The organism is Pseudomonas sp. GM55, assembly GCF_000282395.1.
Classification (GTDB): domain Bacteria; phylum Pseudomonadota; class Gammaproteobacteria; order Pseudomonadales; family Pseudomonadaceae; genus Aquipseudomonas; species Aquipseudomonas fluorescens_CC.
Window position 1 is genome coordinate 1 of the sequence record NZ_AKJJ01000149.1, and the last position, 10,554, is coordinate 10,554.

Below are 10,554 nucleotides of genomic sequence, written 5' to 3' on the forward strand. Positions count from 1 at the left end.
TGGCGGGCGCCGCCAGCCAGTGGATCAGCGGCCATGCGTTGCCGTTGCTGATGGCGGCAGGGGCCTTGGGCGTGTTGATCGTAGTGTCGCGGCAGGGGGCGTTTGGTGCACTTGTCGAGCCGGCCTAAAGCATTTTCTCCAGCCCAACCGTGTTGCTCAGCCACGCATTGAAGCGCCGCCACCAACTCCCTGGCTCCTTGGTCAGGGTGTGCTTTTTCCCGTCGTCTTCGGTGGTCCAGACGATCTGATCGTTTTCCAGCTCCACCTGATAACTCAGGGCTGGCGCCATACCCTGCAGCGCCAGTTCGCGGACCCCGGCGGCCAACTCCGGACTGTCCACCAACACGCCGACTTCGGTGTTCCACAGCACCGAGCGTGGATCGAAATTGAACGAGCCGATAAAGGATTTCTGCTGGTCGAAGATCATCGCCTTGCTGTGCAGGCTGGAGTCAGAACCGCGATAGGAGTTACTGGAAAACAGATGCGGTCCGCTTCCGCCGCCGCCTTCCTCGCCGGGTTGGCGACGTAACTCGTAAAGTTTCACGCCATGTTCCAGCAGTGCCCTGCGGTAAGGCGCGTAACCGCCGTGTACCGCGGGAACGTCCGTGGCTTCCAGTGAATTGGTGAGCAAACTCACCGAAACGCCGGCGTCGGCGCGCCCGGTCAGGTACACCAGGCCTGGCTGGCCGGGGACAAAGTAGGCCGAGATCATGATCAGCTCTTTGCTGACGTTATCGAGTTCAGGTGCGAGTTGCGTGGTCAGCAGCAACTGCGGATCGGGCTCACCCTTGGCCAGTACCTTGCTCGGCGCATCCCACAATGCCTGGTTCCAGGCCCAGATCAGCTCGCGGCGCCAGATGTCCAGGCGCGGGTGCGTGGTGAAGGTCATCAGGTGTTTGTAGAGCGCGTGATCCTCTTTGCGCGTTTGCGCCAGGGACTCTTCCAGTCGGGTGCGGGTGTTTTCCAGGTCCTGGGCGGTGGGTTTACTCGACAGGAATTCGTCGATCGGCTTGCTCAGGGCGCTGTTCCAGTACTGGTCGAAACTGTGCCCGAGTTGCTCGGCAACCGGGCCGACACTGAGCATGTCGATGTCAGTGAAATTCATCTTGGTCTCGGCATCGTAATACTCGTCCCCCAGATTTCGTCCGCCGACGATGGCCATGCTGTTGTCCGCCAGCCACAACTTGTTATGCATGCGTCGATGCTGTTGCGACAGGTTGAACAGCCGGCCCACGGTACGCGTCACGCCGGTGCTGCGGCCAAGATTCAGCGGATTGAATACGCGGATCTGGATTTTCGGGTGCGCGGCGAGGGTGGCAATGACCCGGTCCAGGCCGTCGCTGGTGGTGTCGTCGAGCAGTACCCGCACCCGCACGCCCCGGTCGGCGGCCTTGAGCAATTCTTCGATCAACATGCGCGTGCTGATGCCGTCGTGCACGATGTAGTACTGCAAGTCGAGACTGCTTTGGGCGTTACGGATCAGTTCGGCACGGGCGGTGAAGGCCTCGGTACTGTCCGATAGCAGGCGAAAGCCTGATTGTCCCTTGTAAGGGGCGGCCTGCGCCTGGACCGAGCGGCCGAATGCGGAGTCTGAAGCCGGTAGCGCCTGGCTCGGTTCGCGTCGAACGTCGAAGCTGGAGCAACCGCCCAGGAGCGTGGCGAGCAGCAGAAGAGCAAGCAGGGGCTGTCTGACTCTCACGTAGGATCGTTCCGTTTGGCTGCGCAGATAGGCATATGGACGCCAATTCCCGAGTAAAAGTCAGTCGCTGAGCTGATCGGTTTCCGCCAGCAGTTTGATTGCTGTTGCGCCGACCTTGCGCACCGCGTCTTCGATCTGCGGCGTTGGCTTGGCCGCGTAGTTCATGCGCAGGCAATTGCGGTACTTGCCCGAGGCGGAAAAAATACTGCCCACGGCAATCTGTACGCCCTGGTCGTGCAGTGCTCGATTCAGTTTCAGGGTGTCGAAGCTTTCCGGCAGCTCGACCCACAGCATGAAGCTGCCTTGCGGGCGACTGGCGCGGGTGCCGGCCGGGAAGTAACGGGTTACCCAATCGATCATCATGTCGCGATTGCGCTGGTATTGCGTGCGCATCCGTCGCAAATGCGGTTCGAAGTGGCCACCTTTTAGGAATTCGGCAATGGCGATCTGCGGTTGTGGCGCGGTGGAACCCGTACTGATGTATTTCATGTGCAGCACACGTTCCAGATAACGACCCGGCGCGACCCAGCCGATGCGCAGGCCCGGCGCCAGGGTCTTGGAAAACGAACTGCACAACAGGACGCGACCGTCCTCGTCGAAGGATTTGATCGTGCGTGGACGCGGATAGGTGTAAGCCAGTTCGCCATACACATCGTCCTCGATGATCGCCACGTCAAACCGCTGCGCAAGCATCAACAACGCGCGTTTTCGCGACTCTGGCATGATGTAGCCCAGCGGGTTGTTGCAGTTGGGGGTCAACTGTATGACCTTGATCGGCCACTGCTCCAGGGCCAGTTCCAGTGCTTCGAGACTGATGCCGGTCAGCGGATCGGTGGGGATTTCCAGGGCTTTCATGCCCAGGCCCTTGAGGGTCTGCATGGCACCGTGGAAGCTCGGCGAGTCCACCGCCACAATGTCCCCCGGCTCGCAAATCGCGCGAATGCTGGTGGACAGCGCCTCATGGCATCCAGTGGTGACCACCAGATCGCTGGCACCCAGTAGGCAGCCGGAATCGAGCATCAGGCGAGCGATCTGTTCGCGCAGTTCGAGGTTGCCGTGGATGTTGTCGTAATACAGGCCGGGCATGTCCTGCCGCCGGCTGATTCGCGCCAGGTCGCGCAGCAGCGGCTTCATGGTCGGGCTGGTGATGTCCGGCATGCCGCGCCCCAATTGCACCACGTCTTTGCGCGGCACAGCGCGAATCAGTTCCAGCACCTGATCCCATTGAGAGATATCCACCGGGCGCTGGGCCGGGCGACCGACCGCCGGCAAATCCGGCAGTTCGCGGCTGGCGGGAACAAAGTACCCGGACTTGGGCCGTGGCGTGGCCAGTCCGCTGTCTTCCAGCACCCGATAGGCCTGCTGCACCGTGCTCAGGCTGACACCGTGCTCGACGCTCAGCGCCCGTACCGAGGGCAGCCGGTCACCGGGGCGATAGAAGCCCTGTTCGATACGCGTGCCGAGCAACTCGGCGAGGTTGACGTAAAGGGTCAAGGTGCAGCCTCGATAGGGATGATTCGATTGACCAGTACAGATAGGGCAAAAAATCGGGATTCAGTGGCGGAATCGGCAAATCTGTATGGATTTAATACAGACGATTTGAATCTGTAATGCTTTTTCGCGCCCACGCATCATGGAACCTCTGGCTACCCAAGTAAACAGGAGCATCCAAGATGAACGGCTTGAGCGATGTGCGGCTGACATTACACAGTCAGGAACTGGCGACAGGGCAGAACAACGGCACGCGGGAGGCGGGCATGCGTCATGCGCCGTCCGGCCTGAGTCGCTGGGACCAGTTCTGGCTTCGCCTGCACACGCGCAAGGCGTTGCTGTCGCTGACGGCCGATCAGCTCAAGGACATCGGGCTGACGCGGGAGCAGGCGCAGGAGGAGGGGCTGAAGCCTTTCTGGCGGATCTGAATGTTGCAGTGTTCTTAAGCTCTATTCGCTGGCAAGCCAGCTCCTACAAGGGTTCGCGCGCGCTGTGTAGGAGCTGGCTTGCCAGCGAAGGCGCCCTCAAAAAAGCCACAAACACATCAGACCAACTCTTTAAGCCGATGCCACAACATCCCCAACGCCAACAATGGCGAACGCAAATGCTTGCCACCCGGGAAAGTGATGTGCGGCACCCTGGCGAACAAATCAAAACCACCGCTGTGCTGGCCGCTGATGGCTTCGGCCAGCAGTTTGCCGGCCAGGTGCGTGGCATTCACGCCATGACCGGAATAGGCCTGGGCGTAGTACACGTTCGGCTGGTCCTTGAGTCGCCCGATCTGCGGCAGGCGATTGGCGCCGATGCCGATCATGCCACCCCATTGGTAATCGATCTTCACGGCGCTCAATTGCGGGAAGACATCCAGCATTTTCGGACGCATATACGCGGCGATGTCTTTCGGGTCGCGGCCCGAGTAATGGCAGGCGCCGCCAAACAGCAGGCGCCGGTCCGCCGAGAGCCGGTAGTAGTCCAGCGCCACTCGCTGGTCACAGACCGCCATGTTCTGCGGCAACAAGGCGTGGGCCTGTTCTTCGCTCAGTGGTTCGGTGGCGATGATGTAGCTGCCGGCGGGCAGGACTTTACCGCTGAGTTCCGGGTTGAGGTTGTTGAGGTAGGCATTGCAGCCCAGTACCAGGGTTTTGGCGCGCACCGACCCCTCGGCGGTATGGACTTTGACCTCGAGGCCATAGTCGATGCGGGTCACGGCCGACTGCTCGTACAGCTGGACCCCCAGTCGTTGTGCCGCTGCGGCTTCGCCCAAGGCCAAGTTCAGTGGATGCAGATGCCCCGAACCCATGTCGATCAGGCCGCCGACATAACGCGTGGAGCCGACCACGGTGTGCATCTCGTTGGCTTGCAGCAAACGGGTTTCGTAGCGATAACCCAGGCTGCGCAGTTCTTCGGCATCCTCGGCGAAACCTTCCAGGTCACGGGGTTTGTTGGCGAGGTCGCAGTAACCCCAGGTCAGGTCACAGGGGATCTGGAAGCGCTCGACCCGTTGCCGGACGATTTCCACCGCTTCCAGGCCCATGAGTTTCATTTGCCGAACACCTTCGACACCGATGACGTTGGTGAACTGATCGAGGCCGTGGCCGACGCCGCGAATCAGCTGCCCGCCATTGCGTCCACTGGCGCCCCAGCCGATTCGATGGGCTTCAAGCAACACCACACTGAGGCCGCGCTCGGCCAGCTCAAGCGCCGTGTTCAGCCCCGAAAAACCACCGCCAACCACGCAGACATCGGCCAGCACTTCGCCTTTGAGCGCTGGAAGTTCAGGCTGCGGCAGACTGCTGGCGGCGTAGTAGGAGGCGATGTGGTCCGGAGCAGGCTGCTGAGCACGAGGGTTCATGTGCGTGATCCTGGTGTTGATGTTTAGAAAATTTGACGGAGCATAAGCCGGACCTTCCCGGACGGGCAACATTGGTCGGCGGGTGCTGTCTGGATCGGGGCTTTTGCGTCAGAATCGCGCTCTATTCCGCTATTGGTCACCGCTGCAATGAGCTGCAACAGCCAGACAATTCGCACATTGCGACAACAGATTCCCTCGTTCGAGTGCGTTCCCGGCTGCCATGACTGCTGCGGGCCGGTGACCACCTCGCCCGAAGAAATGTCGCGTCTGCCGCGCAAGACCCGCGCCGAGCAGGATGCCGCCATGGAGGAACTCAACTGTGTGCATCTGGGGCCAAATGGTTGCACGGTGTATGACGAGCGGCCGCTGATCTGCCGGTTGTTCGGCACCACCAAGACCTTGCCGTGCCCCAATGGGCGCGGGCCAGTGGAGCTGATTCATCCGCGGGTGGAGAAGCAGGTGTTCGAGTACATGGCCAGTACCCGGCAGGTGTTGGTCTGACCATCGCGTGAATCAAGTCCACCGACTCGACGCAATCGTCGGAACGCCGCCCGGGGCAAGCCCGCTCCCACAGAATCGTCGCTGTACATGTGGGAGCGGGCTTGCCCGCGATGAGGCCGGTTCGGACACCGCAGATTTCAATCCGGAATCGGCAGCGTCAGGCTCTCTTTCACTTCTTCCATCACGATGTAGCTCTTGGATTCGCGCACGTGGGGCAGCTTGAGCAGGATGTCGCCCAGCAGTTTGCGGTACGAGGCCATCTCGGAAATCCGCGCCTTCACCAAGTAGTCGAAATCCCCTGACACCAGATGACACTCCAGCACATGGGGTAATTTCAGCACCGCACGTCGGAACTCTTCGAAAGTATCGCCGGATTTGTAATCCAGGCTGATCTCGACAAACACCAGCAGACTACCCTTCAGGTGCTGCGGATTGAGCCTGGCGTTGTAGCCCATGATGATCCCTTCGCGCTCCAGACGCCGGACCCGCTCAGTGCAGGGCGTGGTCGAGAGCCCGACCTTCTCCCCAAGCTCGGTAAAGGAAATCCGCCCGTCCGCTTGCAGGATCCGCAGGATGTTGCGGTCGATCTTGTCCAGCTCACGTTTGGTCTGAGTGTTGGTACGCATAGGGGATGCGCCTCCGTGAAAAGGGTTTTTGCCGAGAATTGTCGCCAAATATAGGCGCTTATATAGTGAAAAGCACTGGCAAATCTTTTTTACACTGCGCGCATCTGAAGCTCTGAATAACAAACGTCAGCGGTTAGCCGCGATGAGGGATATGAAAATGCGCGTTATGGTCTTGGGTAGCGGCGTCATCGGTACCACCAGTGCTTATTATCTGGCCCGTGCCGGGTTTGAAGTGGTGGTGGTGGACCGGCAGCCGGCCGCTGCCATGGAGACCAGTTTCGCCAACGCCGGGCAGGTCTCGCCGGGTTATGCCTCGCCGTGGGCTGCACCGGGTGTGCCACTCAAGGCCATCAAGTGGCTGTTGCAGCGCCATGCTCCCCTGGCAATCAAGGCCACTGCCGACCTCGACCAGTACCTGTGGATGGCACAGATGCTGCGCAACTGCACCGCCAGCCGTTACGCGGTGAACAAGGAGCGCATGGTCCGTCTGTCCGAGTACAGCCGTGACTGCCTCGATGAGCTGCGCCTGGAGACCGGCATTGCCTATGAAGGCCGCAGCCTCGGCACCACCCAGCTGTTCCGCACCCAGGCCCAGCTCGACGGCGCAGCGAAAGACATCGCCGTGCTGAAAGAGTCCGGCGTGCCGTTCGAACTGCTCGACCGCGAAGGCATTGCCCGCGTTGAACCGGCGCTGGCCAGCGTCACGGACATTCTCGCCGGCGCCCTGCGCCTGCCGAACGACCAGACTGGCGACTGCCAGATGTTCACCACCAAGCTCGCCGAGATGGCCGCGAACCTCGGTGTGCAATTCCGTTTCGACCAGGACATTCAGCGCCTCGATTTCGCCGGTGACCGCATCAACGGCGTGTGGATTGACGGCAAGCTGGAAACCGCCGATCGCTACGTGCTGGCCCTGGGCAGCTACTCGCCACAGATGCTCAAGCCGCTGGGGATCAAGGCACCGGTGTATCCGCTCAAGGGTTACTCCCTGACGGTGCCGATCACCAACCCGGCGATGGCCCCGACCTCGACCATTCTCGACGAGACCTACAAGGTCGCGATCACCCGTTTCGATAACCGCATCCGCGTCGGTGGCATGGCTGAAATTGCCGGTTTTGACCTGTCGCTGAACCCGCGTCGACGCGAAACCCTGGAGATGATCGTCAACGACCTTTATCCTCAGGGCGGCGATCTGGCCCAGGCCAGCTTCTGGACCGGTCTGCGTCCGACTACGCCGGACGGTACCCCGATTGTCGGTGCCACCCCGTTCAAGAACCTGTTCCTGAACACCGGTCACGGCACGCTGGGCTGGACCATGGCCTGTGGCTCCGGTCGCTTGCTGGCTGACCTGATGGCCAGGAAAAAGCCGCAGATCAGCGCCGAAGGCCTCGATATTTCCCGTTACGGCAACAAAACCCAGGAGCCTGCAAAGCATGTCAGTCCAGCGCCAGCTCACCAATGAGCGCATGAGTCAGATCGTCACCCATAACGGCACGGTTTACCTGGCCGGACAGGTCGGCGATGACATGAACGCCGGGATTGAACAGCAGACCCGCGAAACCCTGGCCAACATCGAGCGTTTGCTCGATCTGGCCGGCACCGACAAAAACAATCTGCTGTCGGTGACGATTTACCTGAAAGACATCGACGCGCATTTCGAAGGCATGAACGCAGTGTGGGACAAGTGGCTGCCAAAAGGCGTCGCCCCGGCTCGTGCCACCGTTGAAGCGAAATTGTGCGAACCGGAAATCCTGGTCGAGCTGTCGGTTGTCGCCGCTCTGCCATAAGCCTGTCAGAAAAGATCCCTCTCCCGGTGCTGTTGGTGGTTCACGCTGTCAGCCAGTGCCGGTTTTTTTTCCCGATAACCCGACCAGAAGTCTGCCGCCATGCGTCCTGCCCGTGCCCTGATCGACCTTCAAGCCCTGCGTCACAACTACCGGATTGCCCGTGAACTCACGGGGGCCAAGGCCCTCGCGGTGATCAAGGCCGATGCCTATGGCCATGGCGCGGTACGTTGCGCCCAGGCACTGGAAGCCGAGGCGGATGGATTTGCCGTGGCCTGCATCGAAGAGGCGTTGGAACTGCGGGCGGCGGGTATTCGTGCGCCGATTCTGCTGCTGGAAGGCTTTTTCGAAGCCGACGAGCTGGCGCTGATCGTCGAGCATGATTTCTGGTGCGTGGTGCATTCGCTGTGGCAGCTTGAAGCCATCGAAAAAGCGGCGTTGAGCAAGCCGATCACCGTGTGGCTGAAGCTTGATTCGGGTATGCATCGCGTGGGGCTGCACCCCGCGGATTATCAAGCGGCCTATCAACGGCTGCTGGCCAGCGGCAAGGTCGCGAAAGTGGTGCTGATGAGCCACTTTGCGCGTGCCGACGAACTGCACGAACAGGCCAGCACTGAACAGGTGGCAGTATTTGAAGCAGCGCGTAGGGGCTTGTCCGCCGAGGTCAGCCTGCGTAACTCGCCGGCGGTGCTCGGTTGGCCGCAGATTCCGAGCGATTGGGTGCGCCCGGGCATCATGCTCTATGGCGCCACGCCGTTCGAAGAGGCCAACGAAGTGGCCGCACGCCTGCAACCGGTGATGACCCTTGAGTCGAAAGTGATCAGTGTCCGCGAACTGCCGGCTGGCGAGCCAGTCGGTTACGGCGCCAGGTTCATCACGCCCAAACCGATGCGTATTGGTGTGGTGGCCATGGGTTACGCCGATGGCTACCCGCGTTTGGCACCGACCGGCACCCCCGTGCTGGTTGCCGGGCAGCGCAGCCAGTTGATCGGCCGGGTGTCGATGGACATGCTGTGCATCGACCTGACCGATGTGCCGCAGGCCGGTCTCGGTTCGACCGTCGAGTTGTGGGGCAAAAACATCCTCGCCAGCGATGTTGCCATGGCTGCCGGCACGATTCCCTACCAGATTTTCTGCAACCTGCGCCGAGTGCCACTGCTCTATTCCGGGGCTTAGTAAGCAAGGCTCCAGACCGGAAGTCGCCTCGCTGAGCAGGATTCAGGTCAAGGTGTTGTAAATACTGAACGCTGTCGCCATGATAACGCTCACTATTCCAACATTCCTGAATCCTGGAGGCGCTAGCTTTGGACGTCGGTGAACGACTGCAATCCATCCGTAGGCTCAAAGGCCTTTCCCAGCGTGAACTCGCCAAACGGGCGGGGGTCACCAACAGCACGATTTCGATGATCGAAAAGAACAGCGTGAGCCCTTCGATCAGTTCGCTGCGCAAGGTGCTGGGCGGGATTCCCATGTCCATGGTCGAGTTCTTTTCCGAAGAAATCCTGCAGGAAAAACCGACTCAGATCGTCTACAAGGCCAATGAGCTGATCGACATTTCCGATGGCGCCGTGACCATGAAACTGGTCGGCCGGGCGCATCCGAGCCGCGCTATCGCATTTCTCAATGAAATCTACCCGCCAGGCGCCGACACCGGTGACGAGATGCTCACCCATGAGGGTGAGGAAACCGGCATCCTGGTCGAAGGAAAACTGGAACTGGTGGTCGGTCTCGAAACTTTTGTCCTCGAAGCCGGCGATAGCTACTACTTTGAAAGTACCAAGCCACACCGTTTCCGGAATCCGTTCGATGTGCCGGCGCGACTAATCAGCGCAGCCACGCCAGCGAATTTCTAAGAAAAGAGGCGTCCTGCCAGCATCGCAGAGGCGCCCGGGCTGTTTTTCCGTCGCGGCCTAAGACCCCTCCGACTTTGGGGTTGTTTCAGTGCGACGGGCTTACCGCTATACTTGCGCCCGCCTGCGAACCGTGGCCGTAGGCGTGACTAGCCACCATTGAGGGTGAACGCGTGAACCTAATTATGAAAATGCTGGCTGCACCAGCAACCGTATTGGCCCTATGGGCTGTCAGTATCAGCGCTCAAGCTGCGACCAACGACGATATCGCCAAACGCCTTGAACCGGTCGGTCAAGTCTGTGTTCAGGGTAAAGAGTGCAAGGGCATGGAAGTGGCCACTGCCGCTGGCGGCGGTGGTGGTGCGAAAACCCCGGATGAGGTGATTGCAAAACATTGCAACGCTTGCCACGGTTCAGGCTTGTTAGGCGCACCGAAAATCGGTGATGCCGCCGCCTGGAAAGACCGTGCCGATCACCAGGGCGGCCTCGACGGCATCCTGGCCAAAGCCATTACCGGTATCAACTCGATGCCGCCTAAAGGCACCTGCGCCGACTGCTCCGACGCCGAGCTCAAAGGCGCCATCCAGAAGATGTCCGGCCTGAAGTAAGCCTGAGTCTTCCTGCTGAAAAGCCGCTTTCGAGCGGCTTTTTTGTGCCCGCGATTCCTGTAGGAGCGAGCTTGCTCGCGAAGAACCTGAGAGCACCGCGGGGTGCCAGGTTTCCAGCGTTATCGTTGACGACCATCGCGAGC

General features: G+C 60.5%; 11 protein-coding genes and 1 pseudogene. 8 read left to right on the forward strand and 4 right to left on the reverse strand.

Annotation, left to right across the window (positions count from 1 at the left end):
- Window positions 1-128 (forward strand): annotated as a pseudogene (locus PMI31_RS30910) (MFS transporter); the annotation flags it as partial.
- On the opposite strand, the gene PMI31_RS28400 reads toward PMI31_RS30910, so the two are convergent.
- Window positions 125-1,699 carry a phospholipase D family protein gene (locus tag PMI31_RS28400; RefSeq protein WP_008023441.1) on the reverse strand — a complete coding sequence of 525 codons (1,575 nt, stop codon included), beginning with the start codon at window positions 1,697-1,699 and terminating at the stop codon, window positions 125-127. The pseudogene PMI31_RS30910 and the gene PMI31_RS28400 sit on opposite strands and share 4 nt — an antisense overlap.
- Before the next feature lie 60 nt (window positions 1,700-1,759).
- Window positions 1,760-3,193, reverse strand: coding sequence for an aminotransferase-like domain-containing protein (locus tag PMI31_RS28405; protein WP_008023444.1), 1,434 nt, complete (start codon window positions 3,191-3,193; stop codon window positions 1,760-1,762).
- A 179-nt stretch (window positions 3,194-3,372) separates the two neighbouring features.
- Between PMI31_RS28405 and PMI31_RS28410 the strand changes: the two genes are divergently transcribed.
- The gene (locus PMI31_RS28410; RefSeq protein ID WP_008023446.1) at window positions 3,373-3,618 is read left to right on the forward strand and encodes a DUF1127 domain-containing protein; all 246 of its coding nucleotides are present in this window, start codon (window positions 3,373-3,375) and stop codon (window positions 3,616-3,618) included.
- 116 nt (window positions 3,619-3,734) lie between these two features.
- Here PMI31_RS28410 and PMI31_RS28415 read toward each other — a convergent pair whose 3' ends face one another.
- Window positions 3,735-5,042: an NAD(P)/FAD-dependent oxidoreductase gene (locus PMI31_RS28415; RefSeq protein ID WP_008023448.1), complete on the reverse strand. Its 1,308-nt coding sequence runs from the start codon at window positions 5,040-5,042 to the stop codon at window positions 3,735-3,737.
- Between the two features lie 147 nt (window positions 5,043-5,189).
- On the opposite strand from PMI31_RS28415, the gene PMI31_RS28420 reads away from it, so the two are divergent.
- A complete protein-coding gene (locus tag PMI31_RS28420) occupies window positions 5,190-5,543 on the forward strand; it encodes a YkgJ family cysteine cluster protein (RefSeq protein ID WP_007975156.1) in 354 nt (117 codons plus the stop codon).
- A 137-nt stretch (window positions 5,544-5,680) separates the two neighbouring features.
- Here PMI31_RS28420 and PMI31_RS28425 read toward each other — a convergent pair whose 3' ends face one another.
- Window positions 5,681-6,169: an Lrp/AsnC ligand binding domain-containing protein gene (locus PMI31_RS28425; RefSeq protein ID WP_007975155.1), complete on the reverse strand. Its 489-nt coding sequence runs from the start codon at window positions 6,167-6,169 to the stop codon at window positions 5,681-5,683.
- Window positions 6,170-6,326: 157 nt separating this feature from the next.
- Here PMI31_RS28425 and dadA point away from each other — a divergent pair, with 157 nt between their 5' ends.
- The 5 genes from dadA (at window position 6,327) to PMI31_RS28450 (ending at window position 10,411) form a co-directional block, all read left to right on the forward strand.
- Entirely contained in the window at window positions 6,327-7,631 is a 1,305-nt protein-coding gene (gene dadA / locus PMI31_RS28430; protein ID WP_008023450.1) for a D-amino acid dehydrogenase, read from the forward strand.
- Entirely contained in the window at window positions 7,603-7,956 is a 354-nt protein-coding gene (locus PMI31_RS28435) for a RidA family protein (RefSeq protein WP_008023451.1), read from the forward strand. The genes dadA and PMI31_RS28435 overlap by 29 nt, the downstream gene beginning before the upstream one ends.
- Before the next feature lie 99 nt (window positions 7,957-8,055).
- Window positions 8,056-9,129 carry an alanine racemase gene (alr, locus tag PMI31_RS28440; protein ID WP_008023453.1) on the forward strand — a complete coding sequence of 358 codons (1,074 nt, stop codon included), beginning with the start codon at window positions 8,056-8,058 and terminating at the stop codon, window positions 9,127-9,129.
- Window positions 9,130-9,257: 128 nt separating this feature from the next.
- Window positions 9,258-9,806, forward strand: a complete 549-nt coding sequence (locus PMI31_RS28445; RefSeq protein ID WP_008023455.1) for a cupin domain-containing protein — start codon at window positions 9,258-9,260, stop codon at window positions 9,804-9,806.
- Window positions 9,807-9,988: 182 nt separating this feature from the next.
- Window positions 9,989-10,411 (forward strand): c-type cytochrome, encoded by a 423-nt coding sequence (locus PMI31_RS28450; protein ID WP_043302725.1) that lies wholly within the window; start codon window positions 9,989-9,991, stop codon window positions 10,409-10,411.
- Window positions 10,412-10,554 lie beyond the last annotated feature (143 nt).

What these genes read in the sequence shown, in the direction of transcription:
- dadA (WP_008023450.1), top strand. Translation starts at nt 6,327, where the DNA reads ATGCGCGTTATGGTCTTGGGTAGCGGCGTCATCGGTACCACCAGTGCT.
- PMI31_RS28420 (WP_007975156.1), top strand. Translation starts at nt 5,190, where the DNA reads ATGAGCTGCAACAGCCAGACAATTCGCACATTGCGACAACAGATTCCC.
- PMI31_RS28450 (WP_043302725.1), top strand. Translation starts at nt 9,989, where the DNA reads ATGAAAATGCTGGCTGCACCAGCAACCGTATTGGCCCTATGGGCTGTC.
- PMI31_RS28415 (WP_008023448.1), bottom strand. Translation starts at nt 5,042, where the DNA reads ATGAACCCTCGTGCTCAGCAGCCTGCTCCGGACCACATCGCCTCCTAC.
- alr (WP_008023453.1), top strand. Translation starts at nt 8,056, where the DNA reads ATGCGTCCTGCCCGTGCCCTGATCGACCTTCAAGCCCTGCGTCACAAC.
- PMI31_RS28425 (WP_007975155.1), bottom strand. Translation starts at nt 6,169, where the DNA reads ATGCGTACCAACACTCAGACCAAACGTGAGCTGGACAAGATCGACCGC.
- PMI31_RS28410 (WP_008023446.1), top strand. Translation starts at nt 3,373, where the DNA reads ATGAACGGCTTGAGCGATGTGCGGCTGACATTACACAGTCAGGAACTG.
- PMI31_RS28435 (WP_008023451.1), top strand. Translation starts at nt 7,603, where the DNA reads ATGTCAGTCCAGCGCCAGCTCACCAATGAGCGCATGAGTCAGATCGTC.